The sequence below is a fragment of the Bradyrhizobium sp. F1.13.3 genome, assembly GCF_040548265.1.
Classification (GTDB): Bacteria; Pseudomonadota; Alphaproteobacteria; order Rhizobiales; family Xanthobacteraceae; genus Bradyrhizobium.
In genome coordinates this window covers 687,646-708,970 of the sequence record NZ_JBEPRI010000002.1, presented here as the reverse complement: position 1 = coordinate 708,970, position 21,325 = coordinate 687,646, and the positions used below count along the sequence as shown (strand labels likewise).

General features: G+C 63.7%; 23 protein-coding genes and 1 tRNA gene. 13 read left to right on the top strand and 11 right to left on the bottom strand.

All coding sequences use genetic code 11. The features are described 5' to 3' along the window. The first annotated feature begins 86 nt into the window (after window positions 1–86). The 6 genes from lptC (at window position 87) to ptsN (ending at window position 5,887) form a co-directional block, all read left to right on the top strand. Complete coding sequence (gene lptC / locus ABIB66_RS08090) at window positions 87–815, top strand: LPS export ABC transporter periplasmic protein LptC (protein WP_354205657.1); 729 nt, start codon at window positions 87–89, stop codon at window positions 813–815. A 5-nt stretch (window positions 816–820) separates the two neighbouring features. Continuing rightward, window positions 821–1,531, top strand: coding sequence for an LptA/OstA family protein (locus ABIB66_RS08085; RefSeq protein ID WP_354064307.1), 711 nt, complete (start codon window positions 821–823; stop codon window positions 1,529–1,531). 256 nt (window positions 1,532–1,787) lie between these two features. Further along, window positions 1,788–2,786 carry an LPS export ABC transporter ATP-binding protein gene (gene lptB, locus ABIB66_RS08080; protein WP_354064309.1) on the top strand — a complete coding sequence of 333 codons (999 nt, stop codon included), beginning with the start codon at window positions 1,788–1,790 and terminating at the stop codon, window positions 2,784–2,786. A 91-nt stretch (window positions 2,787–2,877) separates the two neighbouring features. Beyond that, window positions 2,878–4,491 carry an RNA polymerase factor sigma-54 gene (gene rpoN, locus ABIB66_RS08075; RefSeq protein ID WP_354064311.1) on the top strand — a complete coding sequence of 538 codons (1,614 nt, stop codon included), beginning with the start codon at window positions 2,878–2,880 and terminating at the stop codon, window positions 4,489–4,491. 81 nt (window positions 4,492–4,572) lie between these two features. Then, on the top strand, window positions 4,573–5,187 hold the full coding sequence (gene hpf / locus ABIB66_RS08070; RefSeq protein WP_275168865.1) for a ribosome hibernation-promoting factor, HPF/YfiA family: 615 nt from the start codon (window positions 4,573–4,575) through the stop codon (window positions 5,185–5,187). 238 nt (window positions 5,188–5,425) lie between these two features. Continuing rightward, entirely contained in the window at window positions 5,426–5,887 is a 462-nt protein-coding gene (ptsN, locus tag ABIB66_RS08065; RefSeq protein ID WP_027514736.1) for a PTS IIA-like nitrogen regulatory protein PtsN, read from the top strand. 232 nt (window positions 5,888–6,119) lie between these two features. Here ptsN and ABIB66_RS08060 read toward each other — a convergent pair whose 3' ends face one another. From ABIB66_RS08060 to ABIB66_RS08025, 8 genes are all read right to left on the bottom strand, one after another. Beyond that, window positions 6,120–6,392 carry a BQ00720 family protein gene (locus ABIB66_RS08060; protein WP_007598581.1) on the bottom strand — a complete coding sequence of 91 codons (273 nt, stop codon included), beginning with the start codon at window positions 6,390–6,392 and terminating at the stop codon, window positions 6,120–6,122. 51 nt (window positions 6,393–6,443) lie between these two features. Continuing rightward, entirely contained in the window at window positions 6,444–6,869 is a 426-nt protein-coding gene (locus ABIB66_RS08055) for an Hsp20 family protein (RefSeq protein WP_007598583.1), read from the bottom strand. Window positions 6,870–7,210: 341 nt separating this feature from the next. After that, complete coding sequence (locus ABIB66_RS08050; RefSeq protein WP_354205660.1) at window positions 7,211–8,299, bottom strand: sn-glycerol-3-phosphate import ATP-binding protein UgpC; 1,089 nt, start codon at window positions 8,297–8,299, stop codon at window positions 7,211–7,213. A 5-nt stretch (window positions 8,300–8,304) separates the two neighbouring features. Beyond that, window positions 8,305–9,153 carry a sn-glycerol-3-phosphate ABC transporter permease UgpE gene (gene ugpE, locus ABIB66_RS08045; protein WP_354205662.1) on the bottom strand — a complete coding sequence of 283 codons (849 nt, stop codon included), beginning with the start codon at window positions 9,151–9,153 and terminating at the stop codon, window positions 8,305–8,307. Continuing rightward, on the bottom strand, window positions 9,153–10,034 hold the full coding sequence (gene ugpA, locus ABIB66_RS08040; RefSeq protein WP_354200327.1) for a sn-glycerol-3-phosphate ABC transporter permease UgpA: 882 nt from the start codon (window positions 10,032–10,034) through the stop codon (window positions 9,153–9,155). The genes ugpE and ugpA overlap by 1 nt, the downstream gene beginning before the upstream one ends. Before the next feature lie 47 nt (window positions 10,035–10,081). Next, complete coding sequence (gene ugpB / locus ABIB66_RS08035) at window positions 10,082–11,398, bottom strand: sn-glycerol-3-phosphate ABC transporter substrate-binding protein UgpB (protein WP_354205664.1); 1,317 nt, start codon at window positions 11,396–11,398, stop codon at window positions 10,082–10,084. A 232-nt stretch (window positions 11,399–11,630) separates the two neighbouring features. Beyond that, on the bottom strand, window positions 11,631–12,848 hold the full coding sequence (locus tag ABIB66_RS08030) for a CaiB/BaiF CoA transferase family protein (protein WP_354205666.1): 1,218 nt from the start codon (window positions 12,846–12,848) through the stop codon (window positions 11,631–11,633). 176 nt (window positions 12,849–13,024) lie between these two features. Beyond that, on the bottom strand, window positions 13,025–13,450 hold the full coding sequence (locus ABIB66_RS08025) for an organic hydroperoxide resistance protein (protein WP_007598424.1): 426 nt from the start codon (window positions 13,448–13,450) through the stop codon (window positions 13,025–13,027). 153 nt (window positions 13,451–13,603) lie between these two features. Here ABIB66_RS08025 and ABIB66_RS08020 point away from each other — a divergent pair, with 153 nt between their 5' ends. Continuing rightward, window positions 13,604–14,065 (top strand): MarR family winged helix-turn-helix transcriptional regulator, encoded by a 462-nt coding sequence (locus tag ABIB66_RS08020; protein WP_275168854.1) that lies wholly within the window; start codon window positions 13,604–13,606, stop codon window positions 14,063–14,065. A 2-nt stretch (window positions 14,066–14,067) separates the two neighbouring features. Here ABIB66_RS08020 and ABIB66_RS08015 read toward each other — a convergent pair whose 3' ends face one another. The 3 genes from ABIB66_RS08015 to ABIB66_RS08005 all read right to left on the bottom strand — a co-directional run bounded on the left by ABIB66_RS08015 (window position 14,068) and on the right by ABIB66_RS08005 (window position 14,995). After that, a complete protein-coding gene (locus ABIB66_RS08015; RefSeq protein WP_354206423.1) occupies window positions 14,068–14,289 on the bottom strand; it encodes a GIY-YIG nuclease family protein in 222 nt (73 codons plus the stop codon). Window positions 14,290–14,442: 153 nt separating this feature from the next. Beyond that, window positions 14,443–14,518 (bottom strand) — tRNA-Ala (locus ABIB66_RS08010). A 66-nt stretch (window positions 14,519–14,584) separates the two neighbouring features. Next, on the bottom strand, window positions 14,585–14,995 hold the full coding sequence (locus tag ABIB66_RS08005; RefSeq protein ID WP_007598417.1) for a TIGR02300 family protein: 411 nt from the start codon (window positions 14,993–14,995) through the stop codon (window positions 14,585–14,587). A 172-nt stretch (window positions 14,996–15,167) separates the two neighbouring features. On the opposite strand from ABIB66_RS08005, the gene aroA reads away from it, so the two are divergent. The 6 genes from aroA to ABIB66_RS07975 all read left to right on the top strand — a co-directional run bounded on the left by aroA (window position 15,168) and on the right by ABIB66_RS07975 (window position 21,265). Continuing rightward, a complete protein-coding gene (gene aroA / locus ABIB66_RS08000) occupies window positions 15,168–16,505 on the top strand; it encodes a 3-phosphoshikimate 1-carboxyvinyltransferase (RefSeq protein WP_275168850.1) in 1,338 nt (445 codons plus the stop codon). Beyond that, window positions 16,502–17,140 carry a (d)CMP kinase gene (gene cmk, locus ABIB66_RS07995; RefSeq protein WP_027514724.1) on the top strand — a complete coding sequence of 213 codons (639 nt, stop codon included), beginning with the start codon at window positions 16,502–16,504 and terminating at the stop codon, window positions 17,138–17,140. Before aroA ends, cmk begins: the two co-directional genes overlap by 4 nt. A 265-nt stretch (window positions 17,141–17,405) precedes the next feature. Continuing rightward, complete coding sequence (gene rpsA / locus ABIB66_RS07990) at window positions 17,406–19,112, top strand: 30S ribosomal protein S1 (RefSeq protein WP_354254666.1); 1,707 nt, start codon at window positions 17,406–17,408, stop codon at window positions 19,110–19,112. Between the two features lie 230 nt (window positions 19,113–19,342). Beyond that, entirely contained in the window at window positions 19,343–20,323 is a 981-nt protein-coding gene (gene sppA, locus ABIB66_RS07985; RefSeq protein ID WP_354205669.1) for a signal peptide peptidase SppA, read from the top strand. A gap of 172 nt (window positions 20,324–20,495) precedes the next feature. After that, a complete protein-coding gene (locus tag ABIB66_RS07980; RefSeq protein ID WP_007598410.1) occupies window positions 20,496–20,801 on the top strand; it encodes an integration host factor subunit beta in 306 nt (101 codons plus the stop codon). 71 nt (window positions 20,802–20,872) lie between these two features. After that, window positions 20,873–21,265, top strand: a complete 393-nt coding sequence (locus ABIB66_RS07975) for a lipopolysaccharide assembly protein LapA domain-containing protein (RefSeq protein ID WP_354205671.1) — start codon at window positions 20,873–20,875, stop codon at window positions 21,263–21,265. Window positions 21,266–21,325 lie beyond the last annotated feature (60 nt).

Sequence of the window (21,325 nt, the reverse complement as noted above, 5' to 3'; positions counted from 1 at the left end):
CTGTCGCAGGCTGCATATTTTGGCGTTGCCGGCTACAATGGGGCGCCCGCCAACCGGACAAGGCGAGCGACACCTCAGGAGCCCAGGTGAATTCGGCCCATAATGTCACCTATGATGCCGCGCTTGCGGCGAAGTTCGCCAGCGCGGCGCGCCACAGCCGCCTGGTGCGGATTCTACGCATCGCGGTGCCGGCGACAGTGGCTGCGGCAATGGGTCTGCTCGTCCTCATCTCGACCATCTTCAACCCGTTCCAGATTCCCGTGAAGCTCGACTCCGGAAATCTCGTGGTGACAGGCACCAAGATCACGATGGAATCACCGCACATGTCCGGCTTCACGCCGGACCAACGGCCCTACGAGCTCTGGGCCAAGACCGCGACCCAGGACATCACCGATCCCGATCATGTCGATCTCCATGATTTGCGCGCGAAGGTGCTGATGGAAGACCAATCGACCCTGTTCCTCGATGCCCGCACCGGAAGGTTCGACAACAAGCAGCAGCAGCTCGACCTGCACAAAGACATCTTCCTGCGCACTTCGACAGGTTACGAGGCGCGGCTGAACTCGGCTTTCGTCGACATGGGCAAGGGCACGGTCTCCTCGGATGAGCATGTCGACGTCAAGCTGACCAACGGAACGCTGACCGCGGATCGGCTGCGGATCACGGAAGGCGGCGACGTCATCCGCTTCGAAGGCAATGTGGTGATGCACCTCGACAAGCTGGACGACCCCGCCGCCGCTCAGCCTGCGCCGGCCGAGCCCGCGTCGCCAGCGAAGACACGTACGCCCCAGAACAAGTCCGCCAATTCAAAGTGATTTTCATGATCAGGTTTTTTCCGCGCAACGACGACAAGCGGCGCGTCATCCCTGGTGCGGCCGCGCTCGCCGTCGGCATCGCACTGGTCGCAACAGGTGCGGCAAGCGCGCAGAGCACGATGCAAGGCGTGCCCAACGCGATGCAGGGCTTCTCGCAGAACCGCGATCAGCCGATCCAGATCGAAGCCGCCTCGCTCGAGATGCGCGACAAGAAGAAGGAGGCGACCTTCTCCGGCAATGTGAAGGTCATTCAGGGCGACACCACCATGACCTCGAAGACGCTGGTGGTGTTTTACGATTCGGGCGGCGACAAGCCGGCCGCGCCGCAGCCTGCGGCGAAGTCGGCAAAGGGGGCGCCGATGCAGTCGGCGACGCCGGGGCCGGGGGGGAACTCCTCGATCAAGCGGCTGGAGGCGCGCGGCAATGTCGTCGTCACCCAGAAGGACCAGGTGGTGACGGGCGAGACTGCCGTGTTCGACACCAGGACCAACCTCATCACCATGCTTGGCGGCGTCGTCTTGACGCAGTGCAAGAACGTACTGCGTGGCGACCGGCTGGCGGTCGACATGACCACCGGCGTGTCGCGTGTGGAATCCGACAGCGGCCGGGTGCAGGCGCTGCTGCCGCAGGGCGGCGGCAATGATTGCGGATCCGGAGGCGCGGCCAAGCCCAATGCGGGACCTCTGCAATTGCCTGGCGCAACCAAGCCCAAATGAGCTGAAGTCAGTCAAAGTAAATTAGAGGAATGATTTCAGACGCTTGGGTCGATCACTCCCGATCCGAGGTTGAAGCTTGCCCGCCGAGACTGTATCTAGCGCGAAGGGCTTTCGAAGCGGGGTCCGCCGCTCTTCGGGCGTGTTTCACTGGGCATGAGACATCCCTTCATTCATGCTGCGTCGGCGAATCCTGAGGCCGGCGCGGCAGATCGCGCGAAGACCGCGCAGGATCGTCGCGAAAGGCTAGAAGGCGGGGATGGTCGATCTCTTCAGCATGTTCCGTCGGCGCCCCGCCAAACGCGGCCGGCCAGGATTTGCGCGCCAGGACATCACCGCACTCGGTGACAGCGTCGGTGGTCTCGTGGCCAGTCCCGTACGGGACGCGCCGCCGATCGCCCGTAACCAGCCGATGCATGCACCCGATCAGTTCCAAGGCGACTATCAGGCCGAGCAGCCCCGGGCCCAGGCGGTTCACCCCGTGAGGGCCGCCGGCAGGCCCAACGGCGCGGGCGGGCCTCAGCTCTTGAAGCGGCCGGGCTTCCTGGCTGTGCATAGCGTGGAAAAGAGTTTTGGCAGCCGCCAGGTCGTGCGCGGCGTCAGCATCTATGTGCGCCGCGGCGAAGCGGTCGGCCTGCTCGGCCCCAACGGCGCCGGCAAGACCACCGTGTTCTACATGATCACCGGCCTGATCAAGGCCGATCGCGGTGCGATCGAGCTCGACGGCCACGACGTCACCAAGCTGCCGATGTATCAGCGTGCGCGGCTCGGCATCGGCTATCTGCCGCAGGAAGCCTCGATCTTCCGTGGCCTTACCGTCGAGCAGAACATCCGCGCCGTGCTCGAAGTGGTCGAGCCCTCGCGCAAGAAGCGCGAGCAGCAGCTCGACTCGCTGCTCGACGAATTCAACATCACGCGCCTGCGGAAATCGCCGTCGATCGCGCTGTCCGGCGGCGAGCGGCGCCGCGTCGAGATCGCGCGCGCGCTGGCGACGCGCCCGAACTACATGCTGCTCGACGAGCCCTTTGCCGGCATCGATCCGATCGCGGTCGGCGATATCCAGGACCTCGTCCGCCACCTCACCAACCGCGGCATCGGCGTGCTGATCACCGACCACAATGTGCGCGAGACGCTTGGCCTTACCGATCGCGCCTACATCGTCTATGCCGGTGAAATCCTCACCGAGGGGAGCCCGGATGAGATCGTCGCCGATCCGGACGTGCGCCGCCTTTACCTTGGCGAGGAATTCCGCCTCTAGCCCGTTTTTCCATTTCGTCAAGACGTGTACATCGGGCTTGGACTAGGATAAGCAAAAATCGGACCAACTTTTTGGGATCGGTTCTTGCTTCATGGCGCTTTCGCAGAGATTAGAGTTCCGGCAATCGCAGTCGCTGGTCATGACGCCGCAGTTGATGCAGGCGATCAAGCTGCTGCAATTGTCCAATCTCGATCTCACGACGTTCGTCGAAGAGGAACTCGAGCGTAACCCGCTGCTGGAACGGGCCAATGACGAGCCGCCCGCCGGCGAGGGCCCGGCCGAGACCGGGCAGTTCAACGATAGCGACGGCGGCCACAACGACGAGCCCGGCGGCGGCCCGGGCGAAGCCTTCGAGCCCGGCCAGGAAGAGTGGATGAGCAAGGATCTCGGCACCCGCGCCGAGATCGAGCAGACCATGGACACCGGTCTGGACAACGTCTTCTCCGAGGAACCCGCCGAGGCGGCTGCCCGCAACGCCCAGGATGCGGCGCCGACCACCTATACCGAATGGGGCGGCGGCGCCTCCGGTGACGAGGACTACAATCTCGAAGCCTTCGTCGCTGCCGAGATCACGCTCGGCGACCATCTCGCCGAGCAGCTCTCGGTCGCCTTCACCGGGGCCGCGCAGCGCATGATCGGCCAGTATTTGATCGACCTCGTCGACGAGGCCGGCTATCTGCCCCCGGATCTCGGCCAGGCCGCCGAACGGCTGGGCGCGTCGCAACAGGACGTCGAGAGCGTTCTTGCCGTGCTGCAGAAATTCGATCCTCCCGGCGTCTGCGCGCGCAATTTGAGCGAATGCCTGGCGATCCAGCTCCGCGAGCTCGACCGCTACGATCCCGCGATGCAGGCCCTGGTCGAGCATCTCGACCTCCTCGCCAAGCGCGACATCGGAGCCTTGCGCAAGGTCTGCGGCGTCGACGACGAGGACATTGCCGACATGATCGGCGAGATCCGCCGGCTCAATCCCAAGCCCGGCATGAAGTTCGGCTCGGCCCGGCTGCAGACCATGGTGCCCGATGTCTATGTCCGGCCGGGTCCCGACGGCGGCTGGCATGTCGAGCTCAACAGCGACACCTTGCCGCGCGTGCTGGTCAACCAGACCTACTATTCGCAGCTCTCGAAGAAGATCGGCAAGGACGGCGACAAATCCTATTTCACCGACGCGCTTCAGAACGCGACCTGGCTGGTGCGCGCGCTCGACCAGCGTGCCCGCACCATCCTGAAAGTCGCAACCGAGATCGTGCGCCAGCAGGACGGCTTCTTCACCCATGGCGTGGCGCATCTGCGACCGCTGAATCTGAAGGCCGTCGCCGACGCCATCCAGATGCATGAATCCACGGTGTCGCGCGTCACCGCCAACAAATACATGGCGACCAATCGCGGCACGTTCGAGCTGAAATATTTCTTCACGGCCTCGATCGCTTCGGCCGATGGCGGCGAGGCGCATTCGGCCGAAGCCGTGCGCCATCACATCAAGCAGCTGATCGATGCGGAGGCGCCGTCCGCGATCCTGTCCGACGACACCATCGTGGAACGCTTGCGCGGCTCGGGCATTGATATCGCCCGCCGCACGGTCGCGAAGTACCGCGAAGCCATGCGCATTCCTTCCTCGGTGCAACGCCGTCGCGACAAGCAGAGCGCTCTTGGTAACGTCCTCTCCACCGCCATGGCCGATCGCTCCCGCAATCCCGAACCGGCCTGATTGCGCCGGCGCCAAATCGCGCTACTCTCGATCTGCTATCGGGCCCAAATCCAGGCCAGGCACGAACCAAGCGAGGTTCACATGACTCTCCGCATCTCGGGAAAGAGCGTCAATGTCGGCGAGGCCCTGCGCGGCCGCGTCACCGACCGGACTGAAGAGGTTCTGCGCAAATATTTCGACGGCAACTACTCCGGTCACATCACGCTGAGCAAGGACGGCTTCGGCTTCCGCACCGACTGTGCGCTGCATCTTGATTCGGGAATTACGCTCGAGGCCGATTCGAACGCACCGGACGCCTATGCCAGTGCCGACCAGGCGCTGCTGATGATCGAGAAGCGGCTCAAGCGCTACAAGAGCCGGCTCAAGGACCGCTCCGCCCGCAAGGCCCATGTCGCCTCCGCGGCGCTGGCCGCCATGGATGCCACGAGCTACGTGCTGGAGGCACCGGGCGAGGGAGAGGACGAGGACGAGATCACCGGCTACAGCCCCGTCATCATCGCCGAGGCCACCACCTCGCTGAAGCCGCTGTCCGTCAGCGAAGCGGTCATGGAACTCGACCTCAGCGGGGCGCCTTGCCTGGTCTTTCAGCACGGTTCCTCGGGTCGGGTGAACATCATCTACCGCCGGGCCGACGGCAATGTCGGCTGGATCGACCCCCCGGGCACCAAGGCGGACGGCAAGGACGGCAAGGCGTGAGGCCGTCGGGCGACGGCCCTGGGGCTCCGCGCCGGGGCCCCTTTCGGCCTTAACAATGACCGGGGCAAAGCTGCACGCGGGAGTTGGCACCGGGATTGCGTTGGAGTAGAAGCCCCCCACATCAGGGGCGAGCTAAGTCCGCCTCCTGCTTCAACTTCTCGACGTCGGCCCGCCCAGGTTCTTTGTCCAGGCTGGCCAATTCGGAACCTGACGTTTTCATTCACCTCGGAAGACTTCCATGCCGATTACCGATCTGGTCGCGCCCGAGGCGATTCTCCCGGCATTGAAGGTCAACAGCAAGAAGCAGGCGCTTCAGGAACTCGCGGCCAAGGCCGCCGAGCTGACCGGGCAGAACGAGCGTTCCGTGTTCGAGGTGCTCCTGCAACGCGAGAAGCTCGGCACCACCGCGGTCGGCTACGGCGTCGCCATCCCCCACGGCAAGCTGCCCAAGCTGGAAAAGATTTTCGGCCTGTTCGCGCGCCTCGATCGTCCGATCGATTTCGAATCGATGGACGGCCAGCCGGTCGATCTCGTCTTCCTGCTGCTCGCCCCCGAAGGCGCCGGCGCCGATCACCTCAAGGCGCTCGCCCGCATCGCCCGCCTGCTGCGCGACCAGGACATCGCCAAAAAGCTCCGCGCCTCGCGCGACGCCCAGGCGATCTATTCGGTGCTCGCGCTGCCGCCGGCGACCGCAGCGTAAGCGTCTCCGCGTCCGGAACACGAGAGCAGGGCACGCCTTAGCCTCACACTCCGTCATTGCGAGGATCACAGCGACGAAGCAACCCAGAATGTCTCCACGGAGAGATTCTGGATTGCTTCGCTTCGCTCGCAATGACGGGGAGATTGCAGCGATCCGTCGTCGAATAAAAACGGGCACGCCTTCCTTCGAAGGCATGCCCTCTTGAAACTCTATTGATGCGACGCGCGCGTGCTCAGTGCACGCTCACCGCTTGCAGCTCATTGCTCCAGGCGTTGGCGATCGCGGCTTCGCGGCTGTCGGTCAGCATGATCGGCGTGCCGTCGGCGGCGTGGAGCGCGAAGAGCTTGAGGCCCGGCGCGATCTTCGGCGCTTCGGGAAACAGGCCCGGCACATCCTCGGAGCGGATCTGCTTCACATAGGCGATATGGCCTTCGCCGAGGGTTGCCAGCGTCTCTGGCGAGACGTTCTTGGCTTCGTATTCGAACGCAACGTGACCTTCACTCATGGTCTCGACTCCTTCACAGAAACTAAGCGGTCGAGTCCGCTACTCGTTCCATTATTCGTGCTCATTGATAGCGATTGTCTTAACGATCCTCTCCGGTTCCGGCCGGGCAAGATCGATCGCCAGCAATCCGTTCTTCAGATCCGCACCCAGCACCAGCATCCCCTCCGCCAGCACGAAAGTGCGCTGGAAGTGGCGCGCGGCGATGCCGCGATGGATGTATTGCCGGGTCTTGTCGTCCTGCTGCCGTCCGCGAATGACGAGCTGGTTTTCTTCAATGGTTACATCGAGTTGGTCGCGGGTGAATCCGGCGACCGCCAGCGTGATCCGCAAACGCTCGGGCTGGCCCTCCGATCGGTCGCACCTCTCGATATTGTAGGGAGGGTAACCGTCGGCGCCTTTGACGACCCGATCGAGCACGCGCTCGATCTCGTCGAAGCCCAGAAGGAACGGACTGGAAAGCGTGGGAACACGAGACATAGTTTACAAAGTCCTCTCGAAGCGACTTTGGTGCATCAGGGCCCGTACAGGCACCCCTTGATCAGCAATATGGGCATATCCGCGTGTAGGTTCAAGGACGTAGCCGGGGGCTGTGGATGGGCCATTTCCGCTTACGTGCACCGTTGCTTCCGCATCGTCATGGCCGGGCTTGTCCCGGCCATCCACGACCTTTACTCGCGCGTGAAGAACGTGGATGCCCGGGACAAGCCCGGGCATGACGACGAGTTAGCCGGCCGAATTCTCTCAACGAAAACAAACCCCCTTCTACTGTGCATGGGGTTGTTTTCGCAGTTTTTTAATCGACGGCCCCCTGGAACCGGTCAGGCCTCGATCCGCGTCCGGCCGTCGCCGCTGAACAGATGCAGCTTTTGGCGCATTGCTGCGACGCGGATCTTCTCGCCGATCGGCGGCGCCTCTGAGCCGGGAATGCGCACGATGACCTCGCCGGGCGGCAGCTCGCCGGGGTTGGCGGCGATGCGCTGCTCGTCCTGAGCCCGCGTGCCGTAGACGAAGGTTTCGGCGCCGACGCGCTCGATCGCTTCCACGGTGAGCGGCAACACGACGCCGTCGGCGGGCGTCTGGTCGGTGATGACGAAATCCTCCGGGCGGATGCCGAGGATTCCGGCGTCAGCCGCGCCGCTGCCGGCGAGCTGCGACCGGATCTCCTCGGGCCGCGTCGACATCAGATTCATCGGCGGCGCGCCGATGAAGGAGGCGACGAAGGTCGTCGCCGGCTTTTCGTAGATCGCCAGGGGATTGCCGACCTGCTCGACCTGGCCGCCATTCATCACGACGAGAATGTCGGCAAGCGTCATCGCCTCGAGCTGGTCGTGGGTGACGTAGATCGACGTGGTGTTGAGCCGGCGCTGCAATTTGCGGATCTCGACCCGCATCGCGATGCGGAGTTTGGCGTCGAGATTGGACAGCGGCTCGTCGAACAGAAATACTTTCGGCTGGCGCACGATGGCGCGGCCCATGGCGACGCGCTGGCGCTGGCCGCCGGAGAGCTGGCGCGGCTTGCGCTCCAGCATCGACGTGAGCTCGAGCACGCGCGCGGCTTCGTCGACGCGGCTCTTGACCTCGGCCTCCTTCATGCCGCGGTTGCGCAGGCCGTAGGCCATGTTGTTGAAGACGCTCATATGCGGATAGAGCGCGTAGTTCTGGAACACCATGGCGATGTCGCGGTCGGCGGGCTCGATCTGGTTGACGATGCGGCCGCCGATGTCGATCTCGCCGCCGGTGACGGTTTCGAGGCCTGCGACCATGCGCAGCAATGTCGACTTGCCGCAGCCGGATGGGCCGACCAGCACGCAGAATTGTCCGTCGCCGACATCGACGTTGACGCCCTTGATGGCCTCGAAGCCGCCGGGATAGGTCTTGCGGACGTTGCGCAGGGTGACGTTAGCCATGAGATTTACTTTTCCGTCTCCACGAGTCCGCGCACGAATAATTTCTGCATCGCTACGACGACGAACACCGGCGGCAGCATCGCCAGCACGGCGGTCGCCATCACGATCGGCCATTCGGTCAGCGCGTCGGTGGTGGTGATCATCTTGCGGATGCCGACCTGGATGGTCTGCATGTCGTCGCGGGTGGTGATCAGCAGCGGCCAGAGATATTGATTCCAGCCGAGGATGAAGAGGATCACGAACAGCGCCGCCATGTTGGTGCGCGACAGCGGCAGCAGCGTATCCCAAAAGAAGCGCAGGGGACCGGCGCCGTCGATGCGGGAGGCCTCCAGCAGCTCGTCCGGCACGGTCATGAAGAACTGGCGGAACAGCAGCGTCGCGGTGGCCGAGGCGATCAGCGGCAGCGACAGGCCGGCGTAGCTGTCGAGCATGTGGAGATCAGCGACGATCTTGTAGGTCGGATAGATGCGCACCTCGACCGGCAGCATCAGCGTGATGAAGATGATCCAGAAGATCGGCATCCGGAACGGAAAGCGGAAATAGACGATCGCATAAGCCGAGATGATAGAGATCGAGATCTTGCCGACTGCGATCAGCAGCGCCATCACCAGGGAGTTCAGCATCATGTTGCCGACGGGCTCGCGGGTCGAGCCGCTCGTGCCGACGAAAATGGTCTGGTAGTAGACCTCGAAGAAATGACCGCCCGGCAGCAGCGACATCTGCCCGTTGGCGATCAGCGCGTTGTCCTGCGTCGAGGCGACGAACGCGATGTAGACCGGGAAGGCGACGATCGCGATCCCGATCCAGAGGATGATATGGGCGATGTAGCGCCGGAAGCCCTCTTCCTCGACCATCAGTAGGTCACCTTGCGTTCGACGAAGCGGAACTGGATTCCGGTGAGCACGATGACCATGACCATCAGGATCACCGACTGCGCCGCCGAGCTGCCGAGATTGCCGCCGAGCAGTCCGTCGGAATAGACCTTGTAGACCAGCGTGACCGTCGACGTTCCCGGACCGCCGCGGGTCATGGTGTCGATGATGCCGAACGTGTCGAAGAAGGCGTAGACGATGTTGACCACCAGCAGGAAGAAGATGGTCGGCGACAGCAGCGGGAAGGTCACGGTCCAGAACCGCCGCATCGGACGGGCGCCGTCGATCGCGGCGGCCTCGAACACGCTCTTCGGGATCGCCTGCAGGCCGGCGAGGAAGAACAGGAAATTATAGGAGATCTGTTTCCAGGCGGCGGCGAGGATGATCAACGCCGCGGCCTGGTCGCCATCGAGCAGCGGATTCCAGTCGATGCCCATATTGCGTAGATAGCGCGAGAGCACGCCGAGCGAGGGATGCAGCATGAAGATCCAGAGCACGCCGACGACCGGCGGCGCCACCGCATAGGGCCAGATTAGCAGCGTGCGGTAGAGCATCGAGCCACGCAGCGGCTTGTCCGCCATCACGGCGAGCAGCAGCGCGAAGGACAGCGACGAGACGGCGATCGCGAACGAGAAGAAGAACGTTCGGACGATCGCCTCGAAATAAGCCGCGTCCTTGAACAGCTCGATGTAATTTTCGAACCAGACAAAGGTGGTCGACAGCCCAAACGCATCCTGGAGCAGGAAGGACTGGATCACCGCTTGCAGGGCCGGCCAATAGAAGAAAATCAGGACGATCGCGAGCTGCGGCGCAACCAGCGCGTACGGCAACAGCCTTGACTGGAAAATGGCTTGCTTTTGCATGATGCCAGCAGAGCGGCAGGCCGGGTCGCGGCCTGCCGCTCATTGCCTCACTTGACGGCGGTCTTTTCGAACTGCCGCAGCATCGTGTTGCCGCGCTCGACGGCGGCATCCAGCGCCTGCTTGGCGGTCTTCTTGCCGGCCAGCGCCTGCTCGATCTCTTCCGACCAGACGTCACGCAGCTGAACCATGTTGCCGAGGCGCAGACCGCGCGAATTCTCGGTCGGCTCCTTGTTGGTCAGCTCCAGCAGCGGGGTCTCGAGGTAGGGCTGATCCTTGTAGAAGCCCTCGGCCTTGGCCTTCTCATAAGCAGCCTTGGTGATCGGCAGGTAGCCTGAGGCCTTGTGGATATAGACCTGGCGATCGGTGTCCGAGAGGAAGGTCAGGAACTTCGCGACGCCCTTGTATTCGTCGGCCGACTTGCCGCCCATCACCCACAGCGAAGCGCCGCCGATGATCGAGTTCTGCGGCGCGCCCTTGACGTCCGGATAATACGGCATCGGCACGGCGGTGAAGGCGAACTTGGCCTGCGCCTTGACGTTGCCGAAGAACGCCGACGAGGTCAGATAGATCGGGCATTCGCCGGAGGTGAAGCGGCCCTCGCCGGTGTTGGTGCGGCCGGCGTAGTCATAGGTCTTGGTCTTCTGCAGCTCGACCAGGGTTTCGAGATGCTTGACCTGAAGCGGACCGTTGAACTCGAGCACGGTGTCGAAGCCGTCGAGGCCGTTGGCCTTGCTGGCGAGCGGCACGTTGTGCCAGGCGGAGAGCTGCTCGAGATTGACCCAGGTGATCCAGGAGCCCGAGAAGCCGCAGGTGTCATGACCGGCAGCCTTCAGCTTCTTGGCGGCCTCGAACGTTTCGGGCCAGGTCTTCGGGATCTCGACGTTCGCCTTCTTCAGCTCGTCGAGGTTCACCCACATCACGGTCGAGGACGAGTTGAAGGGGAATGAGAGCATCTCGCCCTTCGACGTCGAATAATAGCCGGTGATGGCGGGCAGGTAGATCTTGGGATCGAACTTCTCGCCGGCGTCGGCCATCAGCTTGTAGACGGGCTTCACGGCGCCGGTCGCGGCCATCATGGTCGCGGTGCCGACCTCGAACACCTGCATGATGTGCGGGGCATTACCGGCGCGGAACGCCGCGATGCCGGCGTTCATCGTATCGGGATAGTTGCCCTTGTAGGTCGGGATCACCTTGTAGTCGCTCTGCGACGCGTTGAAGTCGGTGGCGAGCTTGACGATGACGTCGTTGTTGGCGCCGGTCATCGCGTGCCACCACTGGATTTCGGTCGCGGCCAAGGCCGGCGGGGCCGAGAGTCCAACCGTGAGTGTAATAGCGGCAGCCGCTCCAAAGTGTCGAAGAGCCATCAAGTAAACCTCCCTTGGCCGTTCTCTTAGGCCGTCAAAAATGATCGCTTGCGCTAGCAGCGCCATATGACGTTCACATGACTGTGTAAGCGGCCGAAACGAAAGCGGCAAGCGCTGGAAAAGGGAAGCCGTCAAATAGGCGAATGCCGCGCGCGCATCGTCCTCCGTTCGCGGTGCACAGAGCGCCCGCGCCGCAGTGCGGCATTGCCGTGGGATGTGGAAGGCGAGGGCCCTAGCGCTTGCGCTCGGGTCCGCAGACCGTGCCCTGCTCGACCATCGCGTCGATCTCGGACGTCGAATAGCCGAACTCGCCCAGCACCTCGGCTGCGTGCTGGCTGAATTTCGGCGGCAGGCGACGCAGGCTTGGCTTGCTGCGATCGAGCCGGATCGGGGACGCCACGCCCTTGTACCAGTCCTTCTCGATAATATCGCCGCGCGCGATTGTGTGCGGGTTGGTCAACGCCTGGTCGATCTTCTGCACGGGGCCTGCGGGCAGGCCCGCGGCGAGCAGGCGATTGCACAGCGACTCGGCCTCGTGCTGACTGAACACGGCGGCGAGCTCGGCCCGCAGCGCTTCGCGATTGGCGATGCGGTCCTTGTTGCGCGCAAAGCGCGGATCGGTGCCTAGCTCGGGCTTGCCGATCTCCTTGGCGAGCTTGCGGAAGGTGCCGTCATTGCCGACGCCGATGAAGATATTGTCGGTCTTGGTCGGGAAAATCGCATAGGGCACGAGGTTGGGATGCTCGTTGCCGGTGAGCGAGGGCGGCTTGCCATGCATGAAATAATTCGCGGTGTGCGGATGCATGATGGCGAGACCGGTCTCGTACAGCGTGGTCTCCAGGAACTGGCCCTGGCCCGAGCGCTGCCGTTCCGCCAGCGCCATCAGGATGCCGATCGCCGCATAGAGGCCGGTGCCGATATCGACCAGCGGCACGCCGATCCGCATCGGTCCGCTCTCGGGCGAGCCGGTCGCCGCGATCATGCCGGTCATGGCCTGGATGATGGCGTCATAGCCGGGATTGCCGCCGCGCGGGCCGTCGGCGCCGAAGCCGCAGATCCGGCAATGCACGAGGCGCGGGAATTTTTCGCGCAACATCTCGTTGCCGATGCCCCATTTCTCCAGCGTGCCCGGCTTGAAGTTCTCGATCAGGACGTCGGCGCTCTCCAGCATCTTGAGCAGCACGGTCCGGCCGCCCTCGGAGGCGAGGTCAAGGCCGATCGAGCGCTTGTTGCGGTTGATGCCGATGAAATAGGCCGCGTCTTCCTCGTGGAAGGGAGGGCCCCAGTCGCGCACCTCGTCGCCTGCGGGCGGCTCGACCTTGATCACGTCGGCGCCGTGGTCGGCGAGGATCTGGGTGCAATAGGGACCGCCGAGCACGCGCGTGAGATCGATGACGCGCAGGCCGCTCATTGCGCCCGTGGCAGCTCCAGAACTGACGGCTTCAGTCATGCCTTCGCGTCCCCTGTGTCGATGTGATCACAGGCCTAACGAGGTTCGTCCGAGCCGGCAATGGCTTCCCGCGTAGGGCGTCATGCAGGTCGGTCGCCGCATCCCGCGGCATGGCAAATAATCAAGGGAAGCGGCCGGCCCGAGGGGATCCGGGGTCAGCCGCTTCAGCTAACCGATCAGACGACCGTCAGGCGAACGTCGACATTGCCGCGCGTCGCGTTGGAATACGGGCACACCTGGTGCGCCTTCTCGACCAGCGCCTCGGCTTCCGCGCGGGCGAGGCCCGGCAGCGAGACGGCAAGGTCGATATCGAGACCGAATCCGCCGGCCGCGCGCGGGCCGATACCGACGGTGGAGGTCACGGAGGCGTCGGCCGGAACCTTCGGTCCGCCTTGCGAGGATACGAACTTCATCGCGCCGATGAAGCAGGCGGCATAGCCCGCCGCAAACAGCTGCTCGGGATTGTTGCCGGCGCCGCCGCCGCCGCCGAGCTCCTTCGGCGTGGTGAGCTTGACGTCGAGCGCGCCGTCGAGGGTCGCAGCATGGCCGTCGCGGCCGCCGGTGGCCTTTGCGCTGGTCTTGTAGAGGACGTTCACTGACATTTTCGTCTCCCTGTGTTTTCGGGTGGGGTGGCATCCTTATCGCAAACAATTAGATTGTGCGCAATTGAAATTATGAAGCCTCACATTTAATTGTTCGCAATTGAATGTGGCGCCGGCCGGCCCCAGAATGGAGCTGGTCCTGTGAGATTCTCGATGCCCCGGAAACATTCAGCAGCGGACGCGCCGCTGCGCCTCGACAACCAGATCTGCTTCGCGGTCTATTCGGCCGCGCATGCCTTCAACCGCGTCTACAAGCCGCTGCTGGACCGGCTCGGCCTGACCTATCCGCAATATCTGGTGATGCTGGTGCTGTGGGAGCGTGACGACGTGCCGGTCAAAAGCATCGGCGAAAAGCTGCACCTGGATTCGGGCACGCTGACGCCGCTGCTCAAGCGCCTCGAGGCCGCCCACCTCGTCAAGCGCACGCGCTCGAGCGAAGACGAGCGTCAGGTGCTGATCGCATTGACACCGCAGGGCCACGCCCTGAAGGACAAGGCGCGCGCCGTGCCGCAATCGATCCTGGCGGCGTCGGATTGCTCGGTCTCGGAACTGGTCGCGATGAAGGATGAGATTGTGGCGTTGCGCGATCGGTTGAATGCGGTGATCGGGGAGTAGGGTTAGAGCCGTTTCTTGGCGAAGGCGCGACCGGACGCTGACTTCAGATACTTCTCGAATGCTACGGCTTGCTTCTCGTTGCTGAACGCAACGTAAGTCTTGAGACGCCAAGGCCCGTATTTCGAGGTGTGGGGCACCTCGCCAGCATTGTGCTTTGTCAGTCGGGCGCGCAGATCGTCGGTAATCCCGACATAGAAGTGGAGGGAATCGAGGCTCTCAAGGATGCCCCGGCTGTCGAGGGAGAGCCTAATATATCCGCTTTCGATTGCTGAAGCCCGGCTTCGCCCTGCGGGCTACGCCGCGGCAGCCTTCGCTAGCTTCGCTACGATGGAGCGGAGCTGGCTTGCCGAGCCGAAGCTCGCGAAGCGAGCGAAGGCTGGTGGAGCCAGGCGGGATCGAACCGCCGACCTCTTGCATGCCATGCAAGCGCTCTCCCAGCTGAGCTATGGCCCCTTAACTGTCCGACGCGCCTTGGGCGACGCGTCGGGAAAGACCCAGAACCACAGTTCTGGAATTATCTCAAGTCTCTTCGTCACCGCCGACATCACCAATGATGTCGGTGACGTCCTCATCGCCTTCTTCGTCGTCGGCGATAAAGGTCGAATCATCGTCGTCATCGTCCTCGATGGTCTCATCGACTTCGATGTCGTCCTCGGATTCGGGCACAACGGCCTTGACCTTGCCGGTGTTCTCCTCGGCATCGGCCTCCTCGAGCGAGACCTCCTCGACCTCCGCCGGCTCCGGCGTGGCGTCGGCGGCAGCGGCTGCGTGGCGAGCTTCGGCGCCACGGGGCGCGCGAGCCGGCGCGATGGGCGCGATCGGCACGACTTCACCGGTATAGGGCGAGATCACCGGATTCTTGTTGAGGTCATAGAACTTTTTGCCCGTGGTCGGGCAAATACGTTTAGTTCCGAGTTCGGACTTGGCCACGGCAGAGGAATCCTGGAAATGTCTGAAAAGCGGTGCTTCACTTGGCTAGTTGGCGGCCCGCTGTCAATAGCGCATTGCGGGAGAACGACATGCCCGTGACGGCGGGGAGACCATGTGATACCTGCCCCGCGAGTCCCACAGGGACGTTTCGGGCCTATCCAAGGACACAAACTTGACCGATTCCGACAAGCCGACGCCGCTCCAGTCGCGCGCCAGCGGTCCCCTGACCGGGAAAGTAAGGGTGCCCGGAGACAAGTCGATCTCCCACCGCGCCCTCATCCTCGGCGCGCTCGCGGTGGGAGAGACGCGGATTTCGGGCCTCCTGGAGGGCGAGGACGTCCTTAACACCGCCAAATCCATGCAGGCGCTCGGCGCCAGGGTCGAACGCACCGGCGATTTCGCCTGGAAGGTGAACGGCGTGGGTGTCGCAGGCTTTGCGGAGCCCAAAGCGCCGCTGGATTTCGGCAACTCCGGCACCGGCTGCCGGCTCGTCATGGGCGCCGTTGCGGGCTGCCCGATCTCTGCGATTTTCGACGGCGATGCCTCGCTGCGGAGCCGGCCCATGCGCCGGATTCTGGACCCGCTGGAAAAGATGGGTGCGAAGGTCGTCTCCGGCGGCGAGGGCGGCCGTTTGCCGCTGACTGTCCAGGGTGCGCGCGATCCGCTGCCGATCACCTACAAGACGCCTGTCGCCTCGGCCCAGATCAAATCCGCCGTGCTGCTCGCGGGCCTGGCTGCGCCGGGCACCACGACCGTCATCGAAACCGAGGCCAGTCGCGACCACACGGAGCTGATGCTCAAGCATTTCGGCGCCGAGATCACCTCGGTGCAGGAAGGTCAGCACGGCCGCCGTATCACGCTCGTGGGCCAGCCGGAGCTGCATGGCGCCAATGTCGTCGTGCCCGCCGATCCCTCGTCGGCGGCGTTCCCCGTGGTTGCTGCGCTGATCGTCGAAGGCTCCGAAATCGTCCTGTCCGATGTCATGACCAATCCGCTGCGGACGGGTCTTTTCACCACGCTGCGCGAAATGGGTGCCTCGATCGAGGAAAGCGAAGTTCGCGGCGACGCCGGCGAGCCGATGGCGAAGCTGCGCGTACGCGCCTCGAAACTGCGCGGTGTCGAAGTGCCGCCGGAGCGCGCTCCGTCGATGATCGACGAATATCTGGTGCTGGCGGTGGCGGCCGCCTTCGCCGAGGGCACGACCATCATGCGCGGCCTCCAGGAGCTGCGCGTCAAGGAATCCGACCGTCTCGAAGCTACTGCCGCGATGCTCCGTGTCAACGGCGTCAAGGTCGAGGTCTCCGGCGATGATTTGATCGTCGAAGGCCGCGGCCACGTTCCCGGCGGCGGCGTTGTGGCCACCCACATGGACCATCGCATCGCGATGTCCGCGCTGGTGATGGGCTGCGCCTCCGACCAGCCGGTGACCGTCGATGACACCGCCTTCATCGCCACCAGTTTTCCGGATTTCATCCCGATGATGCGTTCGCTTGGGGCCGAGTTTTCATGATCATCGCTATCGACGGGCCCGCGGCGTCGGGCAAGGGCACGCTCGGCAAGCGTCTTGCCCACCATTACGGCTACCGTCATCTTGATACCGGCGTGATCTATCGCGCGGTGGCCTATTCCCTGATGCAGTCCGGGCATGATCTCCGGGACGAGGCGGCGGCGGTCGCTGCGGCGCTGGAACTCGATCCTGAAAAGTTCGGCAATCCCGCCCTGAAGACCCAGAAGGCCGGCGAGGGCGCCTCCATCGTCTCGGCGATCCCCAGGGTGCGCGAGGCCCTGGTCAGTTTTCAGCGGCAATTCGCCGCCGACCCGCCCGGCGCCGTGCTCGATGGCCGGGATATTGGAACCGTGATCTGCCCCCACGCCGACGTGAAGATTTTCGTCGTCGCCGACCCCAAGGTCCGCGCCCGCCGCCGGACCATGGAGGCCAAGGCGCGGGGCGAGGAGGCCGACGAGGCGGCCGTGCTCGCCGACATCATCCAGCGCGACGAACGCGACAAGAACCGGGCGATCGCGCCCCTGAAGCCGGCGGCGGATGCTTACTTGCTAGATAACTCCCAACTGGATATAGAAGGCGGCGTCCGGGCCGCCATCGACATTATCGAGGCCGTCCGAGCGGGCCGGTCGCGGGGTTAAGCCGCTGCCGTCATTGGAGGAAGCGCCCGCTCCCGCTCTTTGAGGTCGATACTCTCGGTCCCTGCTCGGGCCGACGCGATCCAGGTTCCGGACAAAAGATTTCCACGTATCGAACGCGCGGGCCTCAGCCGGCCCGCTCCCGCTGTTCCGCCTCCAGGTCGGAGCAGCGAGCGGTCGCTCGAAGGTTCTGCGGACCTTCCGACACTGCGCGTACGATGCGCCCAAGAACCCAACGGCCGGCACGACATCCGCAACTGGAGAACAAATGGCTTCGACTTCTGCTGATACCTATAGCCCGTCGCGCGACGATTTCGCCGCGATGCTCGACGAGTCCTTCGCAGGCGGCATCCTGCAGGAAAGCTCCGTCATCAAGGGCAAGGTTGTTGCAATCGAAAAGGACATGGCCGTCATCGACGTCGGCCTGAAGACCGAGGGCCGCGTTGCCCTGCGCGAATTTTCCGGCCCCGGCCGTGACAGCGAGCTCAAGGTCGGCGACGAGGTGGAAGTGTTCCTCGACCGGATCGAGAACGCCCTCGGCGAAGCCGTGCTGTCGCGCGACAAGGCGCGCCGCGAAGAGAGCTGGGGCAAGCTCGAGAAGGCTTTCCAGAACAACGAGAAGGTCAACGGCGTCATCTTCAACCAGGTCAAGGGCGGCTTCACCGTCGACCTCGACGGTGCCGTGGCCTTCCTGCCGCGCTCCCAGGTCGACATCCGTCCGATCCGCGACGTTGCGCCGCTGATGAACAACTCGCAGCCGTTCCAGATCCTTAAGATGGACCGTCGCCGCGGCAACATCGTGGTGTCGCGCCGCACGGTTCTCGAAGAGACCCGCGCCGAGCAGCGTCAGGAGCTGGTGCAGAACCTCGAAGAGGGTCAGGTCATCGACGGCGTGGTCAAGAACATCACCGATTACGGTGCGTTCGTTGATCTCGGCGGCATCGACGGTCTGCTGCACGTCACCGATATCGCGTGGCGCCGCGTCAACCATCCGACCGAGGTGCTCTCGATCGGCCAGACCGTGAAGGTCAAGATCATCAAGATCAACCACGAGACGCACCGCATCTCGCTGGGCATGAAGCAGCTGTTGGACGATCCGTGGCAGGGCATCGAAGCCAAGTACCCGCTGGGTGCCCGCTTCACCGGTCGCGTCACCAATATCACCGACTACGGCGCGTTCGTCGAGCTCGAGCCGGGCATCGAAGGCCTGATCCACGTCTCCGAGATGTCGTGGACCAAGAAGAACATGCACCCCGGCAAGATCGTTTCGACCTCGCAGGAAGTCGAAGTGCAGGTGCTGGAAGTCGATTCCGTCAAGCGCCGCATCTCGCTCGGCCTCAAGCAGACCATGCGCAACCCGTGGGAGGTCTTCGTCGAAGGTCACCCGACCGGTTCGACGGTCGAAGGCGAGGTCAAGAACAAGACCGAGTTTGGTCTGTTCCTGGGCCTCGAGGGCGACGTCGACGGCATGGTCCATCTCTCCGACCTCGACTGGAAGCAGCCGGGCGAGCAGGTGATCGACAACTACAAGAAGGGCGACATGGTCAAGGCCGTGGTGCTCGATGTGGACGTCGAGAAGGAGCGCATTTCTCTTGGAATCAAACAGCTTGAAGGCGACCCCTTCGCCGAGCCGGGCGATGTCAAGAAGGGCGCGGTCGTGACCTGCGAAGTGATCGAAGTGAAGGAGAGCGGCATCGAGGTGAAGATCACCGGTACCGACTTCACCACGTTCGTGAAGCGCTCGGAGCTCGCCCGTGACCGCAACGATCAGCGCGCCGAACGCTTCGCTGTCGGCGAGAAGGTCGATGCCCGCGTGATCCAGTTCGACAAGAAGGCCCGCAAGGTCCAGGTGTCGATCAAGGCGCTCGAAGTCGCCGAAGAGAAGGAAGCCATCGCGCAATACGGCTCCTCCGATTCGGGAGCGACGCTCGGCGACATCCTCGGCACCGCGCTCAAGAACCGCGACACCAAGTAAGCGAAACGCAGGTTTCACTGCATCAAAGCCCCGGCGCGAGCCGGGGCTTTTTTGTTGCTATCGTCGTCCCGGCCTTCGCCGGGACGACAATGAGGGTGTCGCTACGTCGTGGCCCATGCCGCTACCGGCCTTGTTTTCTTCTAATTGCGCCGCAATTGATGTATCCAGATAAGCCAATGGTGACGCTGCGACGGCGCAACGCGCCTGGCCTTTCATTTGGAGATATCTCGATGTCGCTCGATTCGGACATCATCGTCGATCGGCGCAGGATCCGCCGCAAGCTGACGTTCTGGCGCGTATTGACCGCGCTGATCGCGATCGCGGCGATCGCAGGCTTCGCGCTGGTCGCGACGCCGGGTGCGCGCGGCACGTTCGCGTCCGCCGGCTCGATCGCTCGGGTCCAGATTGACGGCCTGATCCGCAGCGATTCCGATCGCACGCAGGCGCTCGAGCGGCTGGAGAATTCGCAGGCTGCCGCCGTCATCGTCCACATCAATTCGCCGGGCGGCACCACCGCCGGCTCCGAGCAGCTCTATGATTCGCTTGTGAGTCTGAAGGCGAAGAAGCCTCTCGTCGTGGTCGTCGAAGGCCTCGCCGCCTCCGGCGGCTACATCACCGCGATCGCCAGCGATCATATCATCGCCCAGCAGAGCTCGCTGGTCGGCTCGATCGGCGTGCTGTTCCAGTTTCCGAACGTCTCGGAGCTGTTGAAGACCGTTGGCGTCAAGGTCGAGGAGGTAAAATCCACGCCGCTGAAGGCCGCGCCCAACGGTTTCGAGCCAACCAGCCCCGAGGCACGGGCCGCGCTCGATGCGCTGGTGAAGGATTCCTATGCCTGGTTCAAGGGATTGGTGAAGGAACGGCGTGGCATGGATGACACGCAGCTCGAGAAAGTGGTTGATGGCCGTGTCTTCACCGGACGCCAGGCGATCGATCTCAAGCTGATCGACCAGATCGGCGACGAGAAGACCGCCGTGACCTGGCTGGTCGAGCAGAAGGGCGTCAAGAAGGGGCTCTCCGTGCGCGATTACAAGCTGCAGCCGCGCTTCAGCGATCTGCCGTTCCTCAAGACGGCGGCCGCAGTCACGCTGGAAGCACTGGGTTTAGGCTCGATTGCGCATCAAATTGGACAAACCGGCGTCGTGCAGGCGGTCGATCGGCTCGGAATGGATGGAATGCTGGCTTTGTGGCAGCCGGCGGCATCGAACTGACCGGCGCCGGGCGAGCCTCAGAGGTTTTTCCCGTTCGGCGCGTACAGGGCCAGCCCGCTTTTTCGGCATTTGTCACGTATTTTCACGACGCTCAACCTTCATTTAGCGTCTTGACAGATCACGGTATTTTCACGGAAATGGTCGTCCGCACGCTCCCGGGTCCTATCTCTCGATGATCAAATCCGAACTTGTTCAGCGTATCGCCGAGCACAACCCGCATCTGTACCAGCGGGATGTCGAGAACATTGTGAATGCGATTCTCGAAGAGATCGTAGCGGCTCTCGCGCGCGGTGACCGCGTCGAGTTGCGCGGCTTCGGTGCCTTCTCGGTCAAGCATCGCCCTGCCCGCGCAGGGCGCAATCCGCGCACCGGCGCCCATGTACCTGTCGATCAGAAGAGCGTTCCGTTCTTCAAGACCGGCAAGGAAATGCGCGAACGGCTGAATCGCGACCACCCGGATCCAGGCGCGCCAGACTGAGGTCCACCTCAGGGTTTCCCGCGGCCGCGCGCGATGCGGCCGCAAGCTTGATTCAAGGCGAGCGAGCCGAGATGCGAAAATTCCTGACCGCGCTGGTCGTGATTCCGCTGGGTCTGATCCTGATGGTCTTTGCCGTCGCCAACCGGCAATTCGTCACGGTCTCGTTCGATCCCTTCGTGTCCAACGACCCGTCATTCTCGGTCACGCTGCCGCTGTTCCTGCTCCTGATCGTGGTGGCTGCGCTCGGGGTCCTCGCGGGCGGTTGTGCCGTTTGGTTCGGTCAGCGGCACTGGCGGCGCGCGGCGCGCCGGCATGACGCGGATGCCCGGGCCGCGCGAGGCGAGCTGGCTGATCTCCGGGCCCAGGCGGCCGCAGCCAAGCCTGAGTCCCAGCGCCTCCTTGTTCCCTCCGGGGTGGGGCTTTACGGGCCCGTCGGGCGAGACAAGCAGCGCGCGACGTTGTAGAAGCGGCCGCAACCGAAAAGCCCGTTTTCCGGCCGCGGGCCCGCGGCCTCCATTTGCTTT

Coding starts and splice junctions, on each gene's coding strand:
- ABIB66_RS08085 (WP_354064307.1), top strand. CDS start 821: ATGATCAGGTTTTTTCCGCGCAACGACGACAAGCGGCGCGTCATCCCT.
- lptB (WP_354064309.1), top strand. CDS start 1,788: ATGGTCGATCTCTTCAGCATGTTCCGTCGGCGCCCCGCCAAACGCGGC.
- rpoN (WP_354064311.1), top strand. CDS start 2,878: ATGGCGCTTTCGCAGAGATTAGAGTTCCGGCAATCGCAGTCGCTGGTC.
- hpf (WP_275168865.1), top strand. CDS start 4,573: ATGACTCTCCGCATCTCGGGAAAGAGCGTCAATGTCGGCGAGGCCCTG.
- ptsN (WP_027514736.1), top strand. CDS start 5,426: ATGCCGATTACCGATCTGGTCGCGCCCGAGGCGATTCTCCCGGCATTG.
- ABIB66_RS08060 (WP_007598581.1), bottom strand. CDS start 6,392: ATGAGTGAAGGTCACGTTGCGTTCGAATACGAAGCCAAGAACGTCTCG.
- ABIB66_RS08055 (WP_007598583.1), bottom strand. CDS start 6,869: ATGTCTCGTGTTCCCACGCTTTCCAGTCCGTTCCTTCTGGGCTTCGAC.
- ABIB66_RS08050 (WP_354205660.1), bottom strand. CDS start 8,299: ATGGCTAACGTCACCCTGCGCAACGTCCGCAAGACCTATCCCGGCGGC.
- ugpE (WP_354205662.1), bottom strand. CDS start 9,153: ATGGTCGAGGAAGAGGGCTTCCGGCGCTACATCGCCCATATCATCCTC.
- ugpA (WP_354200327.1), bottom strand. CDS start 10,034: ATGCAAAAGCAAGCCATTTTCCAGTCAAGGCTGTTGCCGTACGCGCTG.
- ugpB (WP_354205664.1), bottom strand. CDS start 11,398: ATGGCTCTTCGACACTTTGGAGCGGCTGCCGCTATTACACTCACGGTT.
- ABIB66_RS08030 (WP_354205666.1), bottom strand. CDS start 12,848: ATGACTGAAGCCGTCAGTTCTGGAGCTGCCACGGGCGCAATGAGCGGC.
- ABIB66_RS08025 (WP_007598424.1), bottom strand. CDS start 13,450: ATGTCAGTGAACGTCCTCTACAAGACCAGCGCAAAGGCCACCGGCGGC.
- ABIB66_RS08020 (WP_275168854.1), top strand. CDS start 13,604: ATGCCCCGGAAACATTCAGCAGCGGACGCGCCGCTGCGCCTCGACAAC.
- cmk (WP_027514724.1), top strand. CDS start 16,502: ATGATCATCGCTATCGACGGGCCCGCGGCGTCGGGCAAGGGCACGCTC.
- rpsA (WP_354254666.1), top strand. CDS start 17,406: ATGGCTTCGACTTCTGCTGATACCTATAGCCCGTCGCGCGACGATTTC.
- sppA (WP_354205669.1), top strand. CDS start 19,343: ATGTCGCTCGATTCGGACATCATCGTCGATCGGCGCAGGATCCGCCGC.
- ABIB66_RS07980 (WP_007598410.1), top strand. CDS start 20,496: ATGATCAAATCCGAACTTGTTCAGCGTATCGCCGAGCACAACCCGCAT.
- ABIB66_RS07975 (WP_354205671.1), top strand. CDS start 20,873: ATGCGAAAATTCCTGACCGCGCTGGTCGTGATTCCGCTGGGTCTGATC.